The organism is Telluria antibiotica (genome assembly GCF_011682055.1).
GTDB classification, from domain to species: domain Bacteria; phylum Pseudomonadota; class Gammaproteobacteria; order Burkholderiales; family Burkholderiaceae_D; genus Telluria; species Telluria antibiotica.
Genome location: NZ_JAAQOM010000002.1, coordinates 285593 through 312212 on the forward strand (window position 1 = coordinate 285593; position 26620 = coordinate 312212).

Annotated in this window: 17 protein-coding genes; 12 read left to right on the plus strand and 5 right to left on the minus strand. The window is 69.4% G+C overall.

The window, feature by feature from the left end; genetic code table 11:
* Window positions 1–143: 143 nt before the first annotated feature.
* The 4 genes from HAV22_RS04250 to HAV22_RS04265 all read right to left on the minus strand — a co-directional run bounded on the left by HAV22_RS04250 (window position 144) and on the right by HAV22_RS04265 (window position 8154).
* Window positions 144–2447, minus strand: coding sequence for a WD40/YVTN/BNR-like repeat-containing protein (locus HAV22_RS04250; protein ID WP_166856838.1), 2304 nt, complete (start codon window positions 2445–2447; stop codon window positions 144–146).
* A 379-nt stretch (window positions 2448–2826) separates the two neighbouring features.
* Window positions 2827–5127, minus strand: coding sequence for a dockerin (locus tag HAV22_RS04255; protein ID WP_208296050.1), 2301 nt, complete (start codon window positions 5125–5127; stop codon window positions 2827–2829).
* Between the two features lie 539 nt (window positions 5128–5666).
* Window positions 5667–6566 carry an alpha/beta hydrolase gene (locus HAV22_RS04260; RefSeq protein ID WP_166856840.1) on the minus strand — a complete coding sequence of 300 codons (900 nt, stop codon included), beginning with the start codon at window positions 6564–6566 and terminating at the stop codon, window positions 5667–5669.
* A gap of 289 nt (window positions 6567–6855) precedes the next feature.
* On the minus strand, window positions 6856–8154 hold the full coding sequence (locus tag HAV22_RS04265; protein WP_166856842.1) for an ABC transporter substrate-binding protein: 1299 nt from the start codon (window positions 8152–8154) through the stop codon (window positions 6856–6858).
* A 132-nt stretch (window positions 8155–8286) separates the two neighbouring features.
* Here HAV22_RS04265 and HAV22_RS04270 point away from each other — a divergent pair, with 132 nt between their 5' ends.
* From HAV22_RS04270 to HAV22_RS04280, 3 genes are all read left to right on the plus strand, one after another.
* Entirely contained in the window at window positions 8287–8979 is a 693-nt protein-coding gene (locus HAV22_RS04270; protein WP_166856844.1) for a response regulator transcription factor, read from the plus strand.
* Window positions 8963–10468, plus strand: coding sequence for a sensor histidine kinase (locus tag HAV22_RS04275; protein WP_166856846.1), 1506 nt, complete (start codon window positions 8963–8965; stop codon window positions 10466–10468). Before HAV22_RS04270 ends, HAV22_RS04275 begins: the two co-directional genes overlap by 17 nt.
* Window positions 10469–10544: 76 nt before the next feature.
* Window positions 10545–13091, plus strand: coding sequence for a putative bifunctional diguanylate cyclase/phosphodiesterase (locus tag HAV22_RS04280; protein ID WP_166856848.1), 2547 nt, complete (start codon window positions 10545–10547; stop codon window positions 13089–13091).
* Here the strand turns inward: HAV22_RS04280 and HAV22_RS04285 are convergent.
* Entirely contained in the window at window positions 13080–13970 is an 891-nt protein-coding gene (locus tag HAV22_RS04285; protein ID WP_208296051.1) for an SDR family NAD(P)-dependent oxidoreductase, read from the minus strand. The genes HAV22_RS04280 and HAV22_RS04285 overlap by 12 nt on opposite strands.
* Before the next feature lie 292 nt (window positions 13971–14262).
* Between HAV22_RS04285 and galB the strand changes: the two genes are divergently transcribed.
* From galB to HAV22_RS04330, 9 genes are all read left to right on the plus strand, one after another.
* On the plus strand, window positions 14263–16986 hold the full coding sequence (gene galB, locus HAV22_RS04290) for a beta-galactosidase GalB (protein ID WP_371869530.1): 2724 nt from the start codon (window positions 14263–14265) through the stop codon (window positions 16984–16986).
* A 109-nt stretch (window positions 16987–17095) separates the two neighbouring features.
* Window positions 17096–18097 (plus strand): SDR family oxidoreductase, encoded by a 1002-nt coding sequence (locus HAV22_RS04295; protein ID WP_166856851.1) that lies wholly within the window; start codon window positions 17096–17098, stop codon window positions 18095–18097.
* Between the two features lie 25 nt (window positions 18098–18122).
* The gene (locus HAV22_RS04300; protein WP_166856853.1) at window positions 18123–19910 is read left to right on the plus strand and encodes a thiamine pyrophosphate-requiring protein; all 1788 of its coding nucleotides are present in this window, start codon (window positions 18123–18125) and stop codon (window positions 19908–19910) included.
* Window positions 19911–20173: 263 nt separating this feature from the next.
* Entirely contained in the window at window positions 20174–21118 is a 945-nt protein-coding gene (locus HAV22_RS04305; RefSeq protein WP_371869549.1) for a hypothetical protein, read from the plus strand.
* Window positions 21115–21732, plus strand: coding sequence for a gluconate 2-dehydrogenase subunit 3 family protein (locus HAV22_RS04310; protein ID WP_166856855.1), 618 nt, complete (start codon window positions 21115–21117; stop codon window positions 21730–21732). Before HAV22_RS04305 ends, HAV22_RS04310 begins: the two co-directional genes overlap by 4 nt.
* Window positions 21729–23366 carry a GMC family oxidoreductase gene (locus HAV22_RS04315; protein WP_166856857.1) on the plus strand — a complete coding sequence of 546 codons (1638 nt, stop codon included), beginning with the start codon at window positions 21729–21731 and terminating at the stop codon, window positions 23364–23366. The genes HAV22_RS04310 and HAV22_RS04315 overlap by 4 nt, the downstream gene beginning before the upstream one ends.
* Before the next feature lie 11 nt (window positions 23367–23377).
* Window positions 23378–24535, plus strand: coding sequence for an alpha-hydroxy acid oxidase (locus HAV22_RS04320; RefSeq protein ID WP_166856859.1), 1158 nt, complete (start codon window positions 23378–23380; stop codon window positions 24533–24535).
* Complete coding sequence (locus HAV22_RS04325) at window positions 24535–25737, plus strand: family 1 glycosylhydrolase (RefSeq protein WP_166856861.1); 1203 nt, start codon at window positions 24535–24537, stop codon at window positions 25735–25737. Before HAV22_RS04320 ends, HAV22_RS04325 begins: the two co-directional genes overlap by 1 nt.
* A 73-nt stretch (window positions 25738–25810) precedes the next feature.
* Window positions 25811–26620, plus strand: a complete 810-nt coding sequence (locus HAV22_RS04330; protein ID WP_229421064.1) for a YdcF family protein — start codon at window positions 25811–25813, stop codon at window positions 26618–26620.

Sequence of the window (26620 nt, forward strand, 5' to 3'; positions counted from 1 at the left end):
TATGCGAGCAGAATGAATGAGTATTTAATATAGTTTAATACTCGCATTTTTTCACTGTCAACAGAATTCACAATCTTGAAAAAAACCGCTGCGGCCCGGTTCCGGTACCGCAGCGGTCTTGATCCACGTCAGGGACAAACTGCTCAGTTGGTGTAAAGCACTCCGCGGCCAGCGCCGGCGAAGTAGATGCGGCCGTAGGTGTTCCAGTCGGCCGCCATCGCGTCGACACCGCCGAACTGGTGCGTATCGTCGTTGAAGCGGGCCCACGTCGCGCCGCCATCGTCCGAGTGGTAGATGCCCCACACGCCATTCATCGTGCCCACGACGTAGATCGCGGCCGAGTACGTGCTGCCGGTCTGTGCCATGCCGAGCGCGATCATGCTGGCGCCCTGCAACTGGGCGGTGGAACCGTTGGCCGGAACCGTCGCGAAGCCGGAGAGCTTCGTCCAGCTGGCCCCCGAATCGGTCGAGTGGTACACGGCATTGCCGTCGGCCAGCCACAGGTCGCCCTCGACGTTCGGATTGACCACCATGGACGTGGTCCAATACGCGTTCGGCGCCAGGTTCGCCGACACCGAGCCCTGGCTCAGCGTGTAGTTGTGGCCACCATCGGTCGAGACATAGACCTTGCCCGTCGTGTTATTCCACGGTACGCCCGCCGAATCGTAGGCATAGACCTTGTTCGGATTCTTGCGGTCGACGACCAGGCGGTAGCCGCGATCCCAGCCGACGGCCGGAAGCGACGGCAGGTTGGTCGAGGTCCAGCTTGCGCCATTGTCCGTGGTGTACGACGGCACCGAGTTGGGGACTGCCCATACGATGTTGTTGCGGGCCGTGGTCACGATGTTCCCCTGGCTGTGCAGGTTGGTGGCGGCGCCGTTGGGGAGGGTCGGGAAGAACGACCACGTGGTGCCGCCGTCGCCGGACCAGAAGCCGTAGGCGGTGTTGGTCGAGCTGTTGGAGCCGCTACCGACGATGTACGTCGGATCGGACCACAGCACGTCGGTGGAATAGCCGTTGCCCCAGTCGGTGCTGGGCCCCTTGGTCGGGTGCGCCGCGAGGTCCGTCTGGAGCCACGTGGCGGTATCGCCGAAGCTGGCGGCGAACTTGTACGACGCGCCTGCAGGCGGCGTGGTGAGTGCCGAGGTGGTGAGCTCCTCGAAGTTGTTGAGCGGAACGTCCCAAGCCGGCGTGGTCGACGATGCCCCCCAGGTTTCCCAGATGCCGCCGCCGTGCACGTGCAGGACGTGATCCTTGTTGGTCGGATCGATCTTGACGTCGTCCACCCAGCCCCCGGACGTTCCGGTGCCCCAATGCGTCATGCCGGCCGCGATTTCGCGCCAGGTGCCGGGAGCGCCGGCGTTGTCGGACAGCTGGATGACGGGGTCGGTGGTATTCCAGACACCGGTAATGGCCAGCACGACGCGGGTGGTCGAGCCGGTGCCGTACACGGACACGCCGCCGTAGCCGTAGTTGCTGCTGGCGAGCTGGCTCCAGCTCTCGCCGTGGCCGCTGCCGCCGAACTTGTAGAGGACGCCGGGACCGCTGGCGCCCTGTCCGGAGCCTTCGGTGAACGCGATGTAGATATAGCCATCGCCGCTGCGCGCAACGTGCGGGACATGGTAGCCGATCACGTTGGACGGGACGGTGACCGGCGTCCACGACGTGCCGCCGTCGGTGGACTTGTACAGGATCGACGTCAAGCCCGCTGCCTGCTGGTAGTCCGGTGCGATGGCGGCATAGATGGTCGAATTGTCGAAGATGACCTGCTCGACGCCCCTTACGTTGCCGATGGACTGGATCTGGGCGTCGGTGAGCACGGTGCTGGACAGCCCCGTCTGGGTCCACGTCTGGCCCGCGTTCGTGCTCTTCCACAAGCCGGCCGTGCGCGAGGCGTAGAACATCGTCGATGGATTATTCGGGTCGACCTGCAGGCGTTCGCCGATGGCCCGGGCGTCTTCATTGCCGCCCACCGGGAATGGCAGGTCGTAGTGCGTCCAGGTGGTGCCGCGGTCGCTGGAGGCATACAGACGGCCATTTTGCCTGTGGCCGTTGCCGTCGAGCGTGGTCAACCCGGCGACCAGGTACACGAGCTGGTCGTTGCTCGGGACCACCGCAAGGCTTTCGATGCCGTGGTACATGCTCTCGCCGCCGTTGAAACCGATACCGTCCGTGATGGGCGTCCACGCGCCGTTTCCTTCCCAGCGGTAGGCGCCGCCGACGTCGGTACGGGCGTACATGACGTTATAGCTGGTCGGATGGTAGATGATGCCGGTGACGTAGCCGCCGCCGCCCCACTTTGCGCTCGTATAGCTGGTGGCCGAGCCGACGGTGGCGGCGAGGACGGGCGCGGTGCCCGACGCGCCCGGGGTCGTGCTGCCGCCGCTGCAACCGGCCAGGAGGCCCGCGACCAGGGCCGGGATGATGATGTTGTGCTTGCGAACCATAATATCTCCTCTGTAAGGGCTTGACGTTTTCCGATTGGAATGTAGCTCCGCCGCGCTGACCTTGGCGGCAAGGTCCCGCGATCGGTGTCGCCGCCGGCGTCACGTGGCGATGGTTCTCCACCCGTCGAGACCGGCGTGAAACGCACCGTTGTTGTTATGTGTGCAATCAGCCCTACGGTTCCCGATTCCAGATTAATGAATTCTGAATCAATATTAGTGAGAATCAATTCAGTCTAATTCCCACACTTTCTCACCGTCAATATGCTTTTTGAATATCAGATATAACAAAAACGCTGCGGCGCCTTCCGGTGCCGCAGCATTCGTCAACTACGTCAGCTAGGTACTGCCCCGCTCGTTGGGTACGTCAACACCGTCCTGTTCAGTTACTGTAGATCAGACCGCGCGCGGCGCCGTTCACATAGATGCGACCATAGGTGTTCCAGTCGCCCACCATCACGGCGTTGCCGCCGAATTGGTGCATGTCATCATTCCAGCGCGACCAGGTGACGCCGCCATCGTCGGAGTGGAAGATGCCCCACTGTCCGTTCAGCGTGCCTTCCACGTAGATCGCGGCCGAGTACGAGGATCCCGCCTGCGCCTTGCCCAGCGCGACCTTGGTGGCGCCCATCGTGCCATTGGCGGACGCGAAGGAGCCGACCTGCACCCAATTCCAGCCCGAGTTGACCGAGTGGTACAGGGAATTGCCGTCAGTCACCCAGATGTCGCCCTCGGCGTTCGGGTTGACGACCATCGACGTGTCCCCCCAGCCGTTCGGCGTCATGTTCTGGGCTCCCCACATCCCGCTCAGCCCGAAGCTATGGCCGCCATCGTAGGAGATGTAGACCTTGCCCGGCTGCCCGCTCCAGTTTGCGCCACCCGAATCGAAGGCATAGACCTTGCTCGGGTTCACGCGGTCCGCGGCCAGGCGGTAGGCGCGGAAGTAGCCGTTCCAGGTGGCGGTGAACGCCGGCAGGTTGGTCTGCGTCCAGGTCGCGCCGCTGTTCGTGCTGTACGATGGCACCGAGTCTTGCGGTGCCCAGACCAGGTTGTTGCGAGACGTGACCGCCACGCTCTGCACCTGGCTCGAGCTCGCCGAACCGCCGGTGGGCAGCGACGCGAACTGCGACCAGGTATTGCCGGCGTCCCCGGACCAGAAGGCCTTGACGACATGGCCGTTGGCATTGTCGACGCCGGTCGCGGCGATATAGCTCGTATCGGCCCACGCCAGGTCGGCCGCGTTACCGCTGCTCCACCAGTTCATGGGCCCCTTCGTCGGCCGCGTCGTGAGATCCGAGACGAGCCAGGTGCCGATGTCGCCCGCGCTGTTGATCAGCTTGTACGGTGCGCCGGCCGGGGCCGCGACGGCGGCCAACGTGGCCGTCTCTTCCAGGTTGTTGACCTTGGGACTCCAGGTCGGCGTCGCCGAGGAGGCGTTCGTGGTCTCGCAGATGCCGCCACCGTGGATGTGCATGATGTGGTCGCGGTTCGCCGGGTCGATCGTCACGCCCTCGATCCAGCCCTTGCAGTCGTCAGAGGTATGCGGCATGTTCGCCTCGACTTCATGCCAGTTGAGGCCGGCGTCGTCGGACACCTGGATTTGCTTGCTGCTGTCGGACCAGCTCGTCATGCCCACCGCGATGCGGGTGGTCGAGCCGGTGCCGTTGACCGCCAGGCCGCCGACGCCCATGCCGGTCGTGCTCAGCAACTGGGTCCAGGTTCCGCCATGAGCCCCGCCGCCGAACTTGTAGACAAAGCCGGGACCGGGCCTGCCCTGGCCGCCGGTCTGGTTGAACGCGAAGTAGAAATAGCCGTCGGCGGCGCGCACGACGTGCGGGATGTAGTAACCGGACACCGCGGACGGTACCTCCACCGGCGCCCACGTCGCACCGCCGTTGGTGGACTCGTACAGCGACGAGGTCAGGCCCGCCGCCTTGGCGTAGTCGGGGTTGACAGTGGCCCACATGACCCAGGTCTGCGTCCCCGTCCCGCGGTTCGAGGTATCGAACACCACCTGCTGGGTGCCGTACACCTGGCCGCCGTTGGTCAGCCTGATGCTCGAGAGGCTCGTGACCTGGTTCCAGGTGTGGCCCGAATCCGTGCTCTTCCACAGGCCGTCCTGGCGCGTGGCATAGTACATGATCGACGGCAGTTCGGGGTCGATCGACAGGCGTTCGCCGTAGGCCCTGCCGTCATCGTTGCCCCCCACCGCGAACGGCAGGTCGTAGTGCGTCCAGGTAGTGCCGCGGTCGCTGGAGATATAGATCCGGCCTTTCGGAGCCGGGTACGACGTCGCGCCATCGCCGGTGACCATGTAGACGAACTGGTCGTTGTTCGGGTCGAGGGCCAGGCTCTCCACTTCGTGGAATTGACCTTCGTTGGGGCCCCAACCGATGCCGTCGGTGATCGGCGTCCACGTCGAATCGGTCGCGTTCCAGCGGTAGGCGCCGCCGACGTCGGTGCGTGCGTACAGCAGGCTCGAATTGACCGGATGGTAGATCACGCCGGTAACGTAGCCGCCACCGCCCCATTTCGCGCTCGTCCAGGTAGTGGCCGAGCCGACGGTTGCCGCGGTCATGGCCGGTGCCGTGCCCGCCGCGCCCGGCGTCGTGCTGCCGCCACTGCAGCCTGCGAGAAGGCCGGCGACGAGTGCCGGGATGATGAAGTTGTGAGTCCTGTTCACGATTTCTCCGCTCTGAAAGGAAAATGGTTGTGCTCGGTATCGGGCGTGTTCAGCCGCGCCGGACTCGACCGGCAAAACGGTGGAAAACACGCTTTCTGTTACTCGGGTTGGTTCCGGTGTCCCAGCCTGCCCTGCCTTGCCGATCGGGCCCGGATGCACGCGCCGATCTGTGTCGGCCGTCGTGCGGATTCGGCAAGGCTTCGTCGCCCGTCCACGGTGCCGGCGCAGGCCTGCACTGGTGACGGTTGCGTTGTCCGCGCTCGGTTGGCAGCCGAGTCGGCAACGACATTAACGAAATATTCCGTGAGAATTAATGAATATGAACGCAGTCTAAACCTCAATGTTTCCCACTGTCAATAGTGTGGAAGAGTGAACGAGGTCAAGGTAGCGGGCCGAAAAATGTGCTGGAAAGGGTCGCCCAACGCGGCGGACGCGGGGACTGCTGGCGGAGGGGACGCGGACACGGTCGTGCCAGCGGGGGAAGGCTAGATGGCGGTGAAGCCTGCGGGGGCCGGCTTCACGGAGGTTGGGGGAAGTGGTTATTGCACGATCAGATGGCGGTCGCGCAGCCAGTCCTCGGCGCGCTTCGGCCAGTTCGACGCATTGCCGAGGCCGGGGTTCATTCCCATGCCGTGACCGCCCCGCTCGAAGAAATACATCTCCGCCGGCACGTGGGCGCGGGTCAGCGCCTGGAAGAAGAGGATGCTGTTCTCGATCGGCACGGCGCCGTCGTCCTGGGAATGCATCAACAGCGTGGGCGGCGTCTGCGCGGTCACCTGCTTCTCCACCGACATCAGCCGGACCAGTTCCGCCGACGGATGCGCGCCCAGCAGCGCCTGGCGCGACCCCATGTGCGCGGCAGACGGGTCCATCGTAATCACCGGATACATCAGGATCGCGAAGTCGGGCCGCGCGCTGACTGCATCGAGCTGCGCGCCCGTGCGCCCGGCCGGCTGGTCGTACAAGGTGGCCGCGCTGGCCGCCAGGTGGCCGCCGGCCGAGCTGCCCATCACGCCGATGCGGTCCGGCGCAACGCCGTATTTCGCCGCCTGCGCGCGCACCGTGCGGATCGCGCGCAGCACGTCCTGCAGCGGCGCCGGATGGCCGTAGTCGCCCAGCCGGGACTTGAGGACGAACGCGGTGATGCCAAGGCTCGACAGCCACTGTGCGTACTGCCGCCCTTCGCGCGTGAACGAGAGGAATTCATAGCCGCCGCCCGGACAGACGATGACGGCGGTGCGCGCGGGCCGGTCGATCGCGGCCGGATACACGGTCAACGTGGGCCGCGAGACGTTGCTGATGCGATCGCCGTCGACACGCTCGGGCCCCGGATTCGCCCGCACGTTCGGCACGCCTTCCGGCCAGAGGTCGATGACGTCCGTTTGCGCATGCGCGCCCGCGGCGACGAGGAACAGCAGTGAAAGAAGCAGTTTTCGCATGGCGGTGATCCTCCCGGTGATGATGGATGCGTCCGCCGTGGCGCCGGGCGCGCAGGATGAAAAAAGGGGCAAGCCGAGGCTGCCCCAAAATCTGCGTTAGCAGAGGAGATAAACTGTAGGCGCGCCGTTCCGGATCCCTTCGGGCATTGCGTCGATGACGCCACGTCATTAACGCGAATTCACGTTGATTAATTTATCGTTAATGAAGTCTACGCTTGATGCTTACGCAATGTCAACGACATCACGTTCATGATTTTTTACAACAGGCAAGAAATATTGAGTAGGAAACTCAGCGACCGCCCGCAACGGACTTGCCGTCCTGGCGCAGCCGGGCGGCCGCGACGAGGCGCTGCATCGTCGCCTGCGCGGTGATGCGGTCGTCATGCCAATAGGCGCTGACGGCGTCGCGCATGGCGTCCTCGATCGGGGGCGGCAGCGACATGGAGACGCTGGGCACGAGGGTGTTCGCGCGCGCGGCGGCATCGAACGCGGCGCCCGACAGCTTGGCGCACTGGTCGAAACCCGCCAGGTCGAGGCCCAGGCGGACGGGAATCGACCCCTTGGCGAGGTTGAACGCCTGCTGCACGGCAGGGGAAAGCAGGTCCGACGCGAAGTCCTTCTGCGCCTTGATCTTGGCGGGACTGTTCACCTTGAACAGCGCGAACGAATCGACGGCGAACGAATACGCCTTCGCCGTGCCGGGTGCGGGCACGCAGGCGAACTCCATCCCGGCGTTTTTCTGCGCGGCCTGGAACATGGGTTTGGCCCAGTCGCCCATCAATTGCATGCCGGCCTCCCCTGTGACGACCGTCGCCGACGCGACGAGCCAGTCGCGGCCCATCGCCGCCGGGTCGGTGTAGGCCTTGATGCGGCGGAACGTCTGCAGGGCGCGTTCCATGTCCGGCCCCGCCAGTGCGCCCGGCTCGAGCGCCACGAACGCCCGGCGATAGAAGTCCGGCCCGCCCACGCCGAGCGCGACGCTTTCGAACAGGAGGAAATCCTGCCATGGCTGCCCGCCATGCGCGACGGCCACGAAGCCCGCCCGCTTCATCGCGTCGGCGGCCGCGAAGAATTCGTCCCACGTGGCCGGCACGCGTGCGCCCACCCGCTTGAGGACGCGCAGGTTGATCCACAGCCAGTTGATCCGGTGGACGTTGACGGGCACGGCGACGTAGCTGCCCTTGTACTTCATCGCGTCGCCGACGGCCTTCGGCAGGATCGTATCCCAGTGTTCGGCGCGCGCCACGTCGTCCACGTCGGCGAGGACGCCTTCGCGGGCCCATTGCTGGATCACGGGTGTCTTGATCTGGGCGGCGGACGGGGGATTGCCCGACAACACGCGGGACCGCAGCAGCGACAGCGGGAAGCCGTTGCCGTCGGCGGACACGGCGAAGTCCTTCCACGTATGGCCCTGGCGCCGCAAGGTGGCCTTCAAGACCTGCGCCGCCTTGGCGTCGTCGCCCACGTCCCAGTAATGGAGCACCTCGAGCTCGCCCGCGCGCGCGACCGCGGTGGCGGCCAGGCAGGCGGCCGCCACCGCGATCGCGGCGTCCCATCCGGCCGGACGTCGAATGGAAATGAATGCCATGACTCGCTCCTGCAACGCGCGCACCCCGCCGTGCCGGCGAAGCCTGAAGAGCGCCATCTTAACGCGACGGGGCGGCCGTGTGAAGGCGGCGAGCCGATTGTTCCCCCGTCCGTTATCCGTTAATATCGAGAAATGCAACTATTACTCGCCGAAGACGATCCCATTCTTGCGAACGGTTTGACTGCCCAGTTGAACGCGGCGGGTTTTACCGTCGAGCATGCCCCGAACGGCCCGGTAGCGGAATTCCTCCTCGCCAGGCAGGAGTTCGACATCGCCATCCTCGACCTGGGCCTGCCCATGATCGACGGGCTCACGGTGCTGAAGAAGCTCAGGGCGACGAAGCCCGATCTTCCCGTCGTCGTGCTCACGGCGCTCGACCGGCTCGACAGCCGCGTCGCGGGCCTGAACGCCGGCGCGGACGACTACATGACGAAGCCGTTCGACTTCCCGGAACTGGAAGCGCGCCTGCGCGCCGTACTGCGCCGCGCACGCAAGGACCCGGCCAGCGGCGTCGTCGCGGAGGCCGGCGTGCACGTCGACCGGGCCGCGCGGCGGGCCGTCATCCACGGCGAGTCGGTCGAACTCAGCCCGCGCGAGGCGACGTTGCTCGAACTGCTGCTGATCCATGCCGACAAGGTCGTCACGAAGGAGCAGATCGCAGCCGCCTGGGCCGGCGACGGCACCGAGGTCGGCGCCGGCAACACGGCCGAAGTCCACATCCACCGCCTGCGCCGCAAGCTGGAAGGGTCGGGCATGGAAATCCGGACCGTCCGCGGACTCGGCTACCTGCTGGCCGTCGAGCGCCCCGATGGACGACCGGCCTGAACGGGGCTCGCCGCGCCCGTTCCGGCTCCGTCCCCGCACCCTGTCGCTGCGCCGCCAGCTCGTCGCTTGGGTGCTGCTGCCCCAGCTCGTGCTGTGGGGCGCGGGCGGCTGGGCCACGTACCGGCTCGCGGTCCGCTACGTCAACCAGGCGGCCGACGCCACGCTGTCCCAGGCCACGCGGGCGCTCGCGCGGCGCGTCAAGCCCATCGAGAACGGCCTCCTGATCGACTTTCCCCGCGCGGCACAGGAAGTGCTCGAGACGGATCCGAACGACCGCCTGTTCTACATGGTGAGCACGCCGCCGGGTGAATTCATCCTGGGGAACAACAGCATCCCGATGCCCCCGCCCGCCATGCGGCCCCGCCTGAACGATCCGTATTTCTACGACGGCGAGCTCCTGCCTTCCGGCGCGGCCGCGCAGCGCCAGGCCGGGCCCGCGATCAAGGTCAGGATCGCGGCGCTGTACCTGCCCTACGACGAACCGGGCGGCAAGCGGCAGTGGATGCTCGTGCAGGTCGCGCGCAACATGGCGCACCGCGAGGACATCTTCAAGATGATCCTCATCGACACCCTGCTGCCGCTGTCCGCGCTGATCCCGCTGATGACCCTCATCGTCTGGATCGGCACCGGCGCCGGCTTGGCACCGCTGGTGCGGCTGCGCAAGGAGGTCGAGGGCCGCTCGCCGATCGACCTGGCGCCGCTGCACATCGAATCGGCGCCGCAGGAAGTGAGGTCGCTGGTGCGGGCGCTGAACGAACTCCTCGCGTCCGTGCGCCAGAACGTCGACACGCAAAAGCGCTTCATCGCCGACGCGGCCCACCAGCTGCGCACGCCGCTGGCGGGATTGAAGAGCCAGACGGCGCTTGCGATCGCCGCGACCGACGACCCGGCGCTGGTCGCCCGCCTGAAGCTGGTCGACCAGAGCGCCTCGCGCGGCGCCCACTTGATCAACCAGCTGTTGATGCTCGCGCGCGCCGACCCCGACGTCGTGGCGCCCGCCGACCGGGCGCCGCTGAACGTGCAGGCGTTCGTGCAGGACATCGTCGCCGAATGGGTGCCGCGGGCGATGCGCGCGCACGTCGACCTGGGCATGGACGACACCGCCCTGCCCGGCGCCGACGCGCCGCCGCACATCAAGGCGAACGCCCTGCTGCTGCGCGAGGCGCTGACGAACCTGATCGACAACGCGATCAAATACTCGGGGCAAGACGCCGCACACGGTACAAGACATGGCGGCGAGGTCACGGTCGGCGTCGCGACGGATGATGCCGACGTGCTGATCGTCGTCGCCGACAACGGCCCGGGCATCCCGCCTGCCGACCGCGCGCGCGTGTTCGAGCGCTTCGTGCGCGCGACGGACCAGGGCGAAGGCTGCGGGCTCGGGCTCGCCATCGTGCGCGACATCGTCGCCCAGCACGGCGGCACCGTCGACCTGCAGGATGCCGAGCCGCACGGCCTGAAGGTCGTCATCCGCCTGCCGCGACTGTGACGTCGCGGCACGGGCCGAGCCCCGCGGGCGCGCCGCCCGGTTTATACTCGCGCCTACCCTCATCGTATTGACGACCGTGTCCGAACCCACGCCTTCCCCGCCACCTGTCGGCCTCCGCAACACGCGCCCGCTCGCGGCGGCCGCCGCGCTGATCGTCGCGATCACGCTGACCCTGGCCGGCCTCCTCGTGTCGAGCTACCACGACACCATCGCGCGCGAACAGACGAACCTGCGCAACCTGGCCGAAGCCTTCGCCGCCCAGACGCACTACGCGACGCTCGCGCTCGACCTCGCGCTGGCCCGCGCCGCCGAGCGCGCCCCGTTGGACGGCACGGTGGCGGCCATGCCCGGCGGCGCGCTCGAGGACATCCCAGCGCGCGTGCACCGCTTCGACACGGATGCGGCGGGCGCACCGTACGCCGGGCCGCGCATCGGCATCGCCCTGGCGCCGCGCGGCGGGCACGCGACCATCACGCTGGCGCGCGCGCTGCCGGCCGGCCGCGCCGTCATCGAGACGGACGCCGCGTACTACCAGCGCATCTTCGATTCGGCCGACCTGGGACACGGCGGCTCCGTCACCCTGCACCAGCGCGACGGCACCATGCTCGTGCGCAGCCCGACCCTGCCCGCGATGATCGGCCGCTCGTTCGACCGCACCCCGCTGTTCCGGGTGCATTTGCCGCGCGCCGCGGTCGGCGCGTTCGAGGCGACGAGTCCGATCGACGGCGTGCGCCGCCTGTACGGCTACAGCGCCGTCGCCGACTATCCGCTCGTGATCGTCACGGGGCGCGACCTGTCCGACACGCTGGCCGTGTGGCGCGGCTGGTTGTGGGTGGGCGTGCTCGCGTGGGCCCTGCTGTCGGCGACGCTCGCGCTGCTGGCCTGGCGCACGAGCCGCGCGGCGGCGCGCGAGGCGGCGCTGATCGCCCGCCTGCAGGCCAGCGAAGGCCGGCTCGCGCACAGCTTCGCCTACCTGAATGCCATCCTCGATGCGGTGCCCACGCCGCTGTGGGTGCTCGACGGGGCGCGCCGCATCGTCCTGTTCAACCGCGCCTTCGCCCAGTTCACGGGACGCGGCGACGGCACGGTGACGGGCCACCTCGAAGCGGAGGTGCTCGACCCGGCCGGCGCGCCCGCGCGCGATGCGTTGTACGCCACCAGCGCCGCGGACGGCGTGCACGCGCTCGAAACGGAAGTGCGCGACGGCAGCGGCGCGCCGCGCACCGCCATCCAGCTCGCGGCGCGCCTGGATAGCGAGGGCGACGCCGTCCAGATCGTCAACAGCCTCACCGACATCACGGAACGCAAGCAGATCGAGCTGCGCCTGGCCTACCTGGCCGACCACGATCCGCTCACGGGCCTGCCCAACCTGAACTGCCTGCGCCGCGTGCTGGCGGACGCGCTGCGCGACGCGGCCATGCGGGGCGAGCAAGTGGTGCTGCTGCTGATCGCGCTGGAGCGCCAGCAGGAAGTGGCCGACCTGCTCGGCATCGAGGCGGGCGACGACGCCGTGCAGCAGGTGGCCGCGCGCCTGGCGGCGCTGGCGCCCGCGCCGCTGTGCGTCGCGCGCGTGAAGGCGAACGAATTCGCCCTCGTCCTGCCCGCCGGCCCCGCGCACCCGCCGGCCGACGGCGTCGCGCTGGAACTGTACGCGACGATGTCGGAACCCGTGCGCGTGGGCGGGCGCGAGTTCCACCTGGCGCCTGTGATCGGCATCGCCGTGTACCCGCAGGACTCGGCGTCCGCCAACGAATTGATGCGCCTGGCCGACATCGCCAAGCACCGCGCCCGCAGCGACGCGGGCGAACCCGTGCACTTCCATTCCGAATCCACGCACATCCAGCTGGACGAACGGCTGACCATCGAGGAGCAGCTGCGGCACGCGCTCGCACGGGACGAGCTGACGCCGCACTACCAGCCGAAGGTCGACATCGCGACGGGCAAGGTGACGGGCTTCGAGGTGCTGCTGCGCTGGCACAACCCCGTGCTGGGCGCCGTCCCGCCCGACCGCTTCATCCCGATCGCGGAGCAGACGGGCCTCATCGTGCCGATCGGGACGTGGGTGCTGCGCACCGCGTGCGCGCAGGCGGGCCGCTGGGCGCGCGAGCACGGCATCGCGACGCGCATCGCCGTCAACCTGTCGATCCGCCAGTTCTACCAGAAAGACCTGCTGCAGGTGATCGCCGCCGCGCTGGCCGACGCCGACCTCGCGCCCCAGGCGCTCGAGCTGGAGATCACGGAGAGCATCGCGATGAGCCGGGTGGACGTCGTCGAGCGCGTGCTGGGCGGCATCCGCGACCTGGGCGTGGAACTGTCGATCGACGATTTCGGCACAGGCTATTCGAGCCTCGCCTACCTGAAGCGTTTTCCCGTGCAGCGCCTGAAGATCGACCGCGCGTTCGTGCGCGACCTGGGGCGCGACGCCGACAGCGCGGCGATCGTGGCCTCGGTCGTCGCGCTGGGCCATGGCCTGCAGATGCGCATCGTTGCCGAAGGCGTGGAGACCGAGGCGCAACTGGCGCTGCTGCGCGCGCTCGGCTGCGACGAATACCAGGGCTACCTGTTCGCGCGGCCGATGGGCGCCGCCGCCGTGCCGCCGCTGCTGCTGGCGTCAGGCCCGTGAGCGCACGGCGCGCCGCGTCCGCCCGCCCGGCGGCGGCTGCGGATGGGCCGGACGCACGGGGGCCGGCACGTCGGCCGATGCCGCGAGGTCGGCCCACGCATCGAAGCCCACCTTCAGCACGCGCAGCCGGTCGTAGGCACGCTGCAGCGCCGCCCGTCCCAGCACGAGGCGCAGCGGACCGCGGCCGGCGGCGACGGCCTGCATGACCGCGAGCGCGGCGCGCTCGGCATCCACGCGCGCGGCGGCGCTCCCGCGCGCGGTGCGGCCCGCGAGGCCGTCGTAGTCGGCGATGCCGGCGGCGCGCGGCGCGAGCGTGTCGGCATCGTCGCCGCTGCCCGGGTCGACGAGCGTGACGCCGATGCCCAGCGGTTCGACCTCATAGAACAAGGCTTCCGCGAGCGCTTCCAGCGCGGAGCGCGCGGCCTGGCCGAAGCCTTCGAACGCGGGCGCCGGCACGGAGGCGCGCGCCAGCATCACGACGTGGCCGGCGCGGCGGGCGCGCATGCCGGGCAGGACGCGGCGGGCGAGGTTGACGGGGCCGAACACGTTTTCGTCGAACAGCGCGCGCATGGCGCCGTCCTCCCCCTCCTCGATCGCGCCGGGATAGCACTGCGCGGCGCTCGTCGCCAGCACGTCGATGCGGCCGAAGTGGCGCTCGGCGGCGGCGACGGCCATGTCGATGCTGGCCGTATCCGTCACGTCCAGCGCGAGCGCCAGCGCGCGCCCCGGATGGCGCTCGACGAGCGCCTGCAGCCGCGCCGGCGTGCGCGCCGCGACCACGGCGTGCTGGCCGGACGCCAGCACGGCTTCGGCCAGCGCGGCGGCCAGGCCGGCCGTCGCATCGGCGATGAACCAGATGGGTTGCTTCGTATCGGACATCATTCCTCCTCGCGTCGTGCGCGGTGCCGCTTTGGCGCTACCGCAATAAACGATTCTAGATGCAGGCTGGATACGGTTCCATAGGCGATTTTCCGAAACTCTTGCCTAAAATTCCAAGCGTCATCCCATCGCCGGCACGGCGCACGCAACGATCACGAACTTGATCGCGGGCGCGGCGGCGCCGTCCCGCTCATCCATTGACCCCGGCCGGGTTTGCGCCTACACTCGTCGATGGTTGCGCTACCATTCAAATATGTTATAACAAGCGCGACCTTCCCGCCAGGAGGAGATCGTGCAAATCACTCGTCACACAGCGCTCGTCTGCGCGCTCGCGGCCATGCTGCTGTCCGCCGCTGCGTTCGTCACAGGAGACGCCCGGGCCGCAACCACCCGCCTCGCGCCGCGCGAACGCATCCTGCTGGACGACGGCTGGCGTTTCCATGCCGGCGACCCGGACGGCGATTCCGCGCCTTACCTGTACGACGTCCGGCCCGCCGTGACCGCGTCGGCCGACGGCAAGGTGGCCGATGCCGTGCCCGAGGAGGCCGCGCGCGTGGCCGGCGCAGGCGTTCCCGTGCTGAAACCCTGGATTCTCCCGACCGGCAACGCGTTCATCGCCGACCCGGCGCGGCGCCACGCGCGTCCCGCCGCGGAACCGGCCGTCGACGCACCGTTCGCCCGCGCCGCGTTCGACGACACGACGTGGCGCGCCGTCACGCTGCCGCACGACTGGGCCATCGCGGGGCCATTCCTGGCGACGGGGCCGTACGGCGGCATGGGCCGCCTGAAGACGTGGGGTCCCGTCTGGTACCGGCACAAGCTCGACATCCCCGCGACGGACCGCGGCAAAAAGATTTTCCTCGACGTGGGCGGCGCCATGTCGTATGCGAGCGTGTGGGTCAACGGCCACCTCGCCGGCGGCTGGCCGTACGGGTACAACGCGTTCCGCATCGACCTGACGCCGTGGCTGCGCCCGGGCGCGCCGAACCAGCTGGCGATCCGCCTCGACAACCCGCCGGAATCGGCGCGCTGGTACCCGGGCGCGGGCCTGTACCGCGACGTGTGGCTGACGAAGACGGCGCCCGTGCACGTGGGCCAGTGGGGCATCACGGTGACGACACCGGAGGCGACGACAGCGTCCGCACGCGTCGCCTGGCGCATCGCGCTCGACAACGACGGCGCGGCGGCGGCGGCGGCCACCGTGACGACGGACCTGTATGCGCTCGACGACGACGGCCACGCGGTCGGCAAGCCCGTCGCGACGGCCGTGTCGGCACCCGTCGCCGTGCACCCCGGCAGGGGCGCCACCGTGAGCGGATCGGCGATCGTCGCGCGCCCGCGCCTGTGGGGCCCACCGCCCACGCAGCGGCCGCACCGCTACCTCCTGGTCGCGACCGTGCGCCAGGACGGCCGCGTCGTCGACCGCGAGGAGACGCCGTTCGGCATCCGCACCGTGCGCTTCGATCCGGACCGCGGCATCGTCGTCAACGGCGAGCACATTCCGATCAAGGGCGTGAACAACCACCACGACCTCGGCGCGCTGGGCGCCGCGTTCAACGTCCATGCGGCCGAGCGCCAGTTGCGGATCATGCGGGCGATGGGCGCCAACGCCCTGCGCATGAGCCACAACCCGCCCGCCCCGCAGCTGCTGGACCTCGCCGACCGCATGGGCTTCCTCGTGATGGACGAGGTGTTCGACTCCTGGCAGCGCAAGAAGACGCCGCTCGACTTCCACCTGATCTTCCCCGACTGGCACGAGCAGGACCTGCGCGCCATGATCCGGCGCGACCGCAACCACCCGTCGATCATCCTGTGGAGCGTGGGGAACGAGGTGGGCGAGCAGTACACGGGCGAGGATGGCGCCGCCGTCGGCCGCGAGCTCGTCGCGATCGCACACGACGAGGATCCCACGCGCCCCGCCACGACCGCGATGAATTACGCGAAGGCCGACATGCCGCTGCCGCGCGTGATGGACGTCGTCTCGCTGAACTACCAGGGCACCGGTATCCGCACCCTGCCCGGCCAGTTCCCCCGGTTCCGCGCCGCGTTTCCGGACAAGGTGATCCTGCATAGCGAGAGCGCGTCGGCGCTGTCCTCGCGCGGCGAATACCAGTTCCCCGTCCCGGGTGTGCTCAGTGCCGCCGTGCGTCCCGGCGTCGGCGGCGATCCGGCCACGCGCCAGGTCAGCGCCTACGAATTGTTCGCGGCGGATTTCGGCGCGTCGGCCGACCGCGCGTTCGCGTCGCTGGACGAGAACCCGACCGTTGCCGGCGAATTCGTCTGGACGGGCTTCGACTACCTGGGCGAACCGACGCCCTACTACGACGCGCGCAGCTCGTACTCCGGCATCGTCGACCTGGCCGGCTTCCCGAAGGACCGCTACTTCCTGTACCAGTCGCGCTGGCGCCCGGAGGTGCCGATGGTCCACGTGCTGCCGCACTGGACGTGGCCGGAGCGCGTTGGGCAAGTGACGCCCGTGCACGTGTTCACGTCGGGCGACGAAGCCGAGCTGTTCGTCAACGGCAAGTCGCGGGGCCGCCAGAAGAAGGCCCCATATGCCTATCGCCTGCGCTGGGACTACGTGACGTACGAACCGGGCGAGATCACCGTGGTCGCGTACAAGGACGGCCGCGCATGGGCGCGCGAGACGGTCAGGACGGCCGGCGCCCCGGCCGCGCTGCGGGCCGAGGCGGACCGCACGGCGCTGGCCAGCGACGGGCGCGACCTGGCGTTCGTCACGGTGCGCATCGTCGACAAGGATGGCGTCCCGGCGCCGCGCGCACACGACCGCGTGCGCTTCACCGTCGACGGACCGGCGGAGCTCATCGCCACCGACAACGGCGATCCGACGGACCTCACGTCCTTTCAGTCGCCCGAGCGGGCCGCGTTCAACGGCCTCGTGCTGGCCATCGTGCGCCCACGGGCCGGCGCGGGCGGAACGATCACGGTGCGCGCGGCCGGCGCCGGGCTGGAGTCTACGGTCGTGACCTTGCGCAGCGCGCCGCGACCCGACTGATCCACAGGCCCATGCATTTGTTCAAAAACTTTTGCACAAACATAACGTGACGAGGCTCATCGACGCCTGGTGCTAAGCTTGCCCTGCAACGCATCGTCTGAGGGCCACCATGTCGAAAGCACGCCACGAAGTCGTCGTGATCACGGGTGCCAGCGCGGGCATCGGCCGCGCGGCCGTCCAGCAATTCGCCCGCCGCGGCGCGCGCATCGCCCTGATCGCGCGCGATCCCGAGCGGCTGGAGGCGGCGCGCGCGGAGGCCGAGCGCCTCGGCTCGCCGCACGCCATCGCCATCTCGGCCGACATGGCGGACCACGCCCAGGTCGAGGCGGCCGCCGAGCGCGTGGAAACGGAGCTGGGGCCCATCGACATCTGGGTCAACAACGCGATGGCCACCGTGTTCGCGCCGTTCGCCGACATCGCCCCGGAAGACTTCCGCCGCGTCACCGACGTCACGTACCACGGCTTCGTGTGGGGCACGATGGTCGCGCTGAAGCGCATGCGGCCCCGCGACCGCGGCACGATCGTGCAGGTGAGCTCCGCGCTCGCGTACCGCTCGATCCCCCTGCAATCGCCGTACTGCGGCGCGAAGCATGCGATCAAGGGCTTCACGCAATCCGTCCGCACGGAGCTGGAACACGACCACAGCAACGTGCACGTGGCCGTCGTCGACATGCCGGGCGTGAACACGCCGCAATTCGAGTGGTGCAAGACGACGCTCACGCATCACCCGAAACCCATCGGCACGTACTACCAGCCGGAGCTGGCGGCCCGCGCCATCTACTGGGCCGCGCATGCGCGCCGGGCCGAAATCTGTGTCGGCTACCCCACGTTGGCCACGATGCTGGCCGAGAAATTCGTCCCGCGCGTGCTCGACCGCTACCTGGCGCGCAAGGGCGTGGCGGGCCAGCAGCGCGCCGACACGATCCCGGCCGACCGGCCCGACAACCTGTGGCGCCCCGTGCCCGGGCCGTATGCGGCGCACGGCACGTTCGACGCGGGCGCCAGTACGAGAAGCCTGCAGCTGTGGGCCACGACACACCGCGGCTGGCTGCTGGCCGGCATGGGCGCCGCCGGCATCGCGCTGGGCCCGCGCCAGCTGCGCCGCCACTGACCAACCATCGAAGCGAGGACACGACATGAGCAAGACCGTAGGCGACTTCTTCGTCGAACGCCTGTACGAATGGGGCGTCCGGACCATCTTCGGCTACCCGGGCGACGGCATCAACGGCGTGCTGGGCGCCCTGCAGCGCTTCGGCGGCAAGATCGAGTTCATCCAGGTGCGCCACGAGGAGATGGCCGCCTTCATGGCCGCCGCGCACGCGAAGTTCACGGGCGAACCGGGCGTCTGCCTGTCGACGGGCGGCCCCGGCGCGGCGCACATGGTGACGGGCCTGTACGACGCGAAGATGGACCACGTGCCCGTGCTCGCGATCTGCGGCCAGGCGCCGACGACGGCGCGCGGCGCCCACTACCAGCAGGAGCTGAACCTCGACCGCCTGTTCCAGGACGTGGCCGACTACGTGTACGAGGCGAGCCAGCCGTCGCAGGTGCGCCACCTGCTCGACCGTGCGATGCGCACGGCGCGCGGCCGCAACGGCGTGAGCGTCCTCGTCCTCCCGAACGACCTGCAGGAAAAGGCGTACGAAGACCCGCCGCGCAAGCACGGCAACGTGTTTTCCGGCATCGGCTACACGAAGCCCCGCATCGTGCCGTACGAGGCCGACCTGCAGCGCGCCGCCGACGTCCTCAACGCGGGCAGCAAGGTGGCGATCCTCGTCGGGGCCGGCGCCTTGCAGGCGACCGACGACGTCATCGCCGTGGCCGAGCGCCTGAAGGCCGGCGCCGCGAAGGCGCTGCTGGGCAAGGCCGCCCTGCCCGACCACCTGCCGTGGGTGACGGGCTCCATCGGCCTCCTGGGCACGAAGGCCAGCTGGGAAATGATGAGCGACTGCGACACGCTGCTGATGGTCGGCACCGGGTTTCCGTACTCGGAGTTCCTGCCGAAGGAAGGCAAGGCACGGGCCGTCCAGATCGACATCGACCCGTCGATGCTGAGCGTGCGCTACCCGGCCGAAGTCAACCTGCACGGCGACAGCGCCGAGACCCTGCGCCTGCTGCTGCCGCTGCTGAAGGAAAAGACCGACACGGACTGGCGCGAAAAGATCGAGCAGGAAGTGCGCGACTCGTACAAGCTGCTGGAGGAACGGGCGCTCGCGTCCGCGAACCCGATCAACCCGCAGCGCGTGTGCCACGACCTGTCGCCGCTGCTCGCGCGCGATGCGATCGTCACGAGCGATTCGGGCTCCTGCGCCAACTGGTACGCGCGCGACCTCAAGGTGCAGCGCGGCCAGATGTATTCGCTGTCGGGCGGCCTCGCGTCGATGGGCGCGGCCGTGCCTTACGCCATCGCCGCGAAGTTCGCCCACCCGGACCGGCCCGTGATCGCGCTCGTCGGCGATGGCGCCATGCAGATGAACAATATGGCGGAGCTCATCACCGTATCGAAATACTGGAAGCGGTGGAAGGACCCGCGCTGGATCGTCTGCGTCTTCAACAACCAGGATCTGAACCAGGTCACGTGGGAACAGCGCGTCATGGAAGGCAATCCGCGATTCGAGGCGACGCAGCAGATTCCCGACGTGCCGTACCACCGCTTCGGCGAATTGATCGGCCTGAAAGGCATCTACTGCGACGACCCGGATCAGGTGGGCGAGGCGTGGCGCACGGCGCTCGCGGCCGACCGTCCCGTCGTGCTCGAATTCAAGACCGACCCCGAAGTGCCGCCGCTGCCGTCGCACATCACGCTCGACCAGGCCAGGCACTTCATGACCACCATCGTCAAAGGCGACCCGAGCGAAGGCTCCATGCTGGCCGGCGTGGCGCGCCAGGTGCTCAGCGCGATCCTCCCCGGAGACAAGCCGTGAGCGCGGCGGCGCCCGCGGACGCGCGCCCGCTGGCGCGCGCACTCGGCGCCGCCACCTTCGGCCTGGCGCTGGGGGCATTGCTGCTGGCGCGGCGCGGGCCCTCCGCTGCCGTGCCCCCTCCGGCGATGCGGCGACGGTTGCCGTCGGCGCCGGACAACACCGGCCAGGGGCACACGGGCCGCGACCGCGCACTGCCCACCGGCACGATCGGGCGTTCCGACCTCGGCACCGACACCGCCGGTAACGACCGCGCGACGTCCGCGCTGCAAGCCCGCCGGTTGTACCAGGCAGCCGCGCTGCTCGCGGCGTCCGTGCTGAGCGACAGCGCGCTCGAACACTATCGCGGCAACTTCGAGAACCCCGGCATGTTCACGCCGCTCGCCAGCGCGGCCGTCGTGCTGGCCTGCGCGTTGCGTGGCGCGGGACGGGACGCCGGCACGGCAATCCGCGCACACGGCAGTGCACGTGCACGCGCCCGCGCGTCCGCACACGCCCGCGTCCATGCGCAACGCACCGATTGGACGGACGACGCCCGGCTGGCCACCACGCCACGGTATGCCACGACGCGCCCGGCCGGCCCGGACGCCACGGTGCCCTACGCCACCGCGTGCGCCGTCGGCGCCGCGGGCCTCGGCTTCCACGCGTACAACGTGTTGCGCCGGCCCGGCGGCCTGTCGTGGGCCAACCTGTTCTACGCGGCGCCCCTCGGCGCGCCGGCCGCGCTGCTGCTGGCCGGCGTGATCGGGCTCGCCGCGCGTCCCGTCGCCGCGGGTGCGCCGACGCTGGCCGGCCTGCCCAGCGGCCGCGCGCTGTGCGGCCTCGCGGCGTTCGGCCTCGCCGGCACGAGCGCGGAGGCGGCACTGCTGCACTTCCGCGGCGCGTTCCAGCATCCCGCGATGTGGGTCCCGGTCACCGTGCCGCCCGTGACGGCCGTGATGCTGGCCGGTGCGGCGCTGCCCGGCGCGCCCGGGCCGCGGCGCCTGACGCATGCGCTGCTCAAGGCGTGCACGTGGCTGGGCATGCTGGGGATGGGTTTCCACGCCCGCGGCATCGCGCGCCAGATGGGCGGCTGGCGCAACTGGAGCCAGAACGTGCTCGCCGGCCCGCCGCTGCCGGCGCCGCCCAGCTTCAGCGCGCTCGCGCTGGCCGGCCGCGCCGCGCTCGCATTGCGCGCGGCACAAGCGGGTCCGCAGCGGGAGGCCGCATGACGCGCGACACGGATGCCCCGCCGCCCCGCTTCCCCGGCTACGACGTGCTGGCGAAATGGGACAGCCCGTCGTTCGACGACACGACGCGCGGCGTCCTCGCGGCGCGCCTCGATGCCGTGCCCCCGCGCCGCTGGCTGACGGAAGCCGAGTGGGCCCTGCTGGACGCCATCAACGCACGCCTGCTGCCGCAGCCGGAGCGCGCGCATCCGATCCCCATCACGCCCTGGATCGACGCGATGCTGCACGACGATCGCGGCGAAGGCTTCCGCCATCCGGACATGCCGCCGCTGCGCGCCGCCTGGCGCCAGGGTCTCGCCGCCGTCGACGACGAAGCGCACCGCCTGCACGACCTGCCGTTCGTGCGGCTCGGTGCCGACGCCCAGGACGCCGTGCTGCAGGCCATCGCCGACGGCCGTGCCGTATCGCCCCGCTGGCAAGGCCTGGAAGTAAAACGCTTCTTCATCCACCACCTGCTGAAGACGGCCGCGGGCATCTATTACGCCCATCCGCTCGCGTGGAACGAGATCGGCTTCGGCGGCCCCGCGAGCCCGCGCGGCTACGTGCGGCTCGGGTTCGACAGCCGCGACCCGTGGGAAGCGACGGAGGCGCCATGAGCGGGCGGCACGCACCCCGCACGGGCGCCGGCCGCGCGCCCGACGTGTTCGAGCGCGGCGGCTGGGTCACGATGTGCGAATACGATGACGACGAGGCTGTCGATTTCGCCATCGTCGGCGCGGGCGCGGGCGGCGCCACGCTCGCGTGCAAGCTGGCGGAGGCCGGCTTTTCCGTCGTCGTGCTGGAGGCGGGGCCGTTCTGGCGGCCGCTGGAAGATTTCGCCTCCGACGAGGAAGCGCAGCAGCAGCTGTACTGGCTCGATGAACGCATTTCCGGCGGCGCCGATGCACTGGCCCTCGGCGGCAACAACTCGGGCTGGGGCGTCGGGGGCTCGACCGTCCACTTCAGCATGATCTCGCTGCGCTTCCGGCCCGAATGGTTCCAGGCGCGCAGCCGGCTGGGCTACGGCGTCGACTGGCCCATCACGTACGCCGAGCTGGCGCCCTATTACGAGGAGGCGGAACGGGCGCTGGCCGTGTCCGGGCCCGTGCGCTATCCGTGGGGCCCGCCGCGCGGGCGCTATCCGTACCGGGAACACGAGATGAACGCGGCCGGCCTCGTGCTGGCGCGCGGCGCGGAGAAGATGGGCATCCCGTGGGCCGCCGTGCCGCTGGCGACCGTGTCCGCGCCGCGCGGCAAGTCGCCACCGTGCGTCTACCGCGGCTTCTGCAACTTCGGCTGCGCGACGAACGCCAAGCAGAGCGCGCTGATCGTCTGGATCCCGCGCGCGCTGGCGGCGGGCGCGGAAGTCCGCGACCTCGCGATGGCCGGCCGCATCGAACTGGGCGCGGACGGCCGTGCGACAGGCGTGCACTATCGCCGCAACGACCAGTGGCGTTTCCAGCGCGCGCGCAACGTCGTCGTGTCGGGCTATGCGATCGAGACGCCGCGCCTGCTGCTGAATTCCGCGTGCGACCGCTTCCCGCACGGCCTCGCGAACAGCTCGGGCCTCGTCGGCACCCATTTGACGACGCACGCCGGCCCCGGCATGTGGGCCGGCTTCGACGAGGACATCCGCTGGTACAAAGGGCCGCCGAACATGGCCGTGTGCGAGCACTGGAACTACACGGACGACGGCAAGGATTTTCATGGCGGCTACGCGTTCATGAGCCAGGGGCCGCTGCCGCGCGCATGGGCCCAGCTCCTGGTCACGGAGCGCCACCGCTGGGGCATGGCGCTGCGCCGCGAGATGACCGACTACAACCACATGGCGGGCTTCGTCGCCGTCGCCGAGACCGAACCGCGGCCCAGCAACCGGGTCGAATTGTCCGACGTGCGCGACCGCCACGGCCTGCCCGTCGCCCACGTCACGTTCGCATACTCCGACAACGACCGCCGCCTGCAGGACCACGCGCGCCGCTTCATGGGCGAGATGCTGGAAGCGGCCGGCGGCGCCACGCCCTGGACGAGCGACGACACGAGCCACATCCTCGGCACGTGCCGCATGGGCACCGACCGCGAGACGAGCGTCGTGGACGCGGACGGGCGCAGCTGGGATGTTGAGAACCTGTGGATCTGCGACGGCTCGCTGTTCCCGACGGCGGGCGGCGTGAATCCGTCGCTGACGATCCAGGCCCTCGCCTGCCGCATGGGCGCGCGCATCCGCGCGCTGGCGGCGCGTGGAGAACTGTAAAAGGAAGCGCCATGAGCAAGGTAGCCAGCATCTTCGACCTCGAATGCCTCGCTCGGGAGCGCCTGCCCGCCGTCGTGTTCGACTACATCCACGGCGGCAGCGAACAGCAGCTGACCGTCCAGCGCAACCTCGACGACATGCGGGCGCTGGCGCTGCGCCAGCACAGCCTGCGCGACGTGTCGCACCGCGACATGAGCGTCACGATGGTGGGCGACCGGGCGCGCATCCCCCTCGCCCTCGGACCGACGGGGCTCGCGGGCCTCACGTGGGCGAACGGCGAATGCGCGGCGGCGCGTGCTGCGGTCGACTTCGGCGTGCCGTTCTGCCTCTCGACGTGCTCCATCAATTCCATCGAAGACGTGGCGGAGGCGATCCGGGCGCCGTTCTGGTTCCAGCTGTACCTGATGAAGGACCACAAGGTCAACGAAAGCCTGATGCGGCGCGCGCACGACGCGAACTGCTCGGCCCTCGTGCTGACGATCGACCTGCACACGCAGGGCAAGCGCTGGGCCGACGAAAAGCACGGCCTCGCCGTGCCGCCCCGGCTGACGCCATCGAACATCATGCAGATGGTGAGCCACCCGCGCTGGCTCGCGAACATGGTGGGCAGCAAGCGCCACACGTTCGGCAATTTCGAGCACGAGATCAAGGAAGGTGGCTCAATCGGTTCGCTGTCGAAGTGGATCGAGGACCAGTTCGATCCGTCGTTCGACGTCGGCACGGCCCGCTGGGTGCGCGACCAGTGGCAGAGAAAGCTGATCCTGAAAGGCGTCATGAACGCGGACGATGCACGCACGGCCATCGACATCGGCGCGGACGCCATCATCGTGTCGAACCACGGCGGGCGCCAGCTGGACGGCGCGCCGTCGTCGATCTCCGTGCTGCCGGAAATCGTCGACGCCGTCGGCGACCGCATCGAAGTGCTGTTCGACGGCGGCATCCGCACCGGCGGCGACATCGTGAAGGCCATCGGCCTCGGTGCGCACGCCTGCCTGTCGGGCCGCGCATGGCTGTACGGCCTCGCCGCGCGCGGGCGCGACGGCGTCACGTGCGCCCTCACCTTGCTGGAACAGGAACTGCAGGACTGCATGCTGCTCACGGGGCTCGACAACCTGCACAGGATCGACGCCGGCGTCGTCACGGCGCAGCCGCCGCTGGGGAGGCGTTGATGCTGCCTTTCATGTTCGCGACGGGTATCGAGAGCAGTTCGCCGACGATAGGCAACGGCCGCATCCGGCGCGACCAGATGGAGGAATGCGGGCATTACCGCCAGTGGCAGGCGGACTTCGCACTCGTGGCGCAGCTGGGCATCCGCACCCTGCGCTACGGCGTCCCGCTGCACCGCACGTGGCTGGGGCCCGGCCGCTACGACTGGGAATTCGCCGACCAGGCGTTCGGCGAACTCCGGCGCCTCGGCATCGAACCCATCGCCGATCTGTGCCACTTCGGCGTTCCGGACTGGATCGGCAATTTCCAGAACCCCGACTTCGCCACGCTGTTCATCGCCTACGCCCGCGACTTCGCCACGCGCTACCCGTGGATCCGCCTGTACACGCCCGTCAACGAGATGTATGTGTGCGCGAAGTTTTCCGCGCTGTTCGGCTGGTGGAACGAGCAGGCACGCGACCACCGCTCGTACGTGACGGCGCTGAAGCACCTCGCCAAGGCGAACGTGCTCGCGATGCGCGCGATCGTCGCGCTGCGGCCGCACGCCGTGTTCGTGCAGAGCGAGTCGAGCGAATACTTCCACGCCAGCAGTCCCGACGCCGTCGACGAGGCGGAGCGGCGCAACCAGCTGCGCTTCCTGTCGCTCGACTTCAACTACGGCCGCCCCCTCGATCCCGTCCAGCGCGAGTTCGTGCTGGACGGCGGCATGACGCCGGACGAATGCCGCTTCTTCGAGGAGCATGCGCTGTGCGGCCATTGCGTCCTCGGCAGCGACTACTACGTGACGAACGAGCACCACGTCGAGCCGGAAGGCGGCTCGCACGGCGCCGGCGAGACGATCGGCTACGCGATGATCGCGCGCGAGTACGCGCAGCGCTACGGCCTCCCGATGATGCACACGGAGACGAACCGCGACCAGGGCCCGCACGGCGACGAGGCCGTGCACTGGCTGCGCCGCCAGTTCGCCGTCGTGCGCGCGCTGATGCGCTGCGGCGTGCCCGTCGTCGGCTTCACGTGGTATTCACTGGCCGACCAGGTCGACTGGCACATCGAGCTGCGCGAGGCGTGCGGCAGCGTCAATCCGCGCGGCCTGGTCGACCTGCAGCGCCACATCCGGCCGGTCGGCGTCGCGTACCGCGACCTGATCGCCGCGTGGGACGGGCGGATCGCGGCCGTCGACCCGGCGGCGCGGCCGGGCGCCTGACGGCGGCGTGCCGCCCTTGACGCGCGGTGCCGCCTGGGGTCTACTTTGGCCGCCCGCATTCCGAACACAGCCCATGACCCTCTCACCCGTAATTGACCTGCTCGCCCTGCTCAACCTGATCCCGCGCGGCCTGATCCTCCCGCCCGCCAGCCTGTTCGTCGTCATCGCCATCGGCCTCGCGCTGCTGCGGCGCCGGCCCAGGACCGGGCGCATCGTCGCCGGCACGGGGCTCGCGTTGCTGGCGTTCCTGTCGACGCCGGGCGGCGCGCGCCTGCTCGTCGCGCCGCTGGAACGGATGACGGCCCCCGTGCAGGCGCCCGAACGCGCGGGCGCGCAGGCGATCGTCGTACTGGCCGCGGGCCGGCTGCGGCGCGCGCCGGAGTACGACGGCCGCGACATCCCGGACTATGTCGGCCTCGCGCGGCTGCGCTACGCGGCGCACCTGCAGCGCCAGACCGGGCTCCCCATCCTCGTCAGCGGCGGCAGCGGCACGAGCGACACCGATCCGGATGCACGCCGCACGTCCGAAGCGGACAGCATGGCGGCCGCGCTGCGCGACGACTTCGGCGTGCCGGTGAAGTGGCTGGAAGGCAGCTCGCGCGATACGGCGGAAAACGCCGCGTTCAGCGCCGCCATCCTGCGCGCGGAAGGTGTCAAGCGCATCCTGCTCGTGACGGACGCCATGCACATGCCGCGCGCCAGCGCCGTGTTCACCCGCGCCGGCTTCGACGTCGTCAGCGCCCCCACGATGTTCTTCGGCCAGCAGCCTGTGTCGATCTTCGGCTGGATCCCGAGCGCGGAAGGCATGCGGCGCTCGTGGTACGCGTCGTATGAGCTGATCGGCATCGTGTGGTACCGGCTGCGCGCCGCGGGCGGGCGCTGA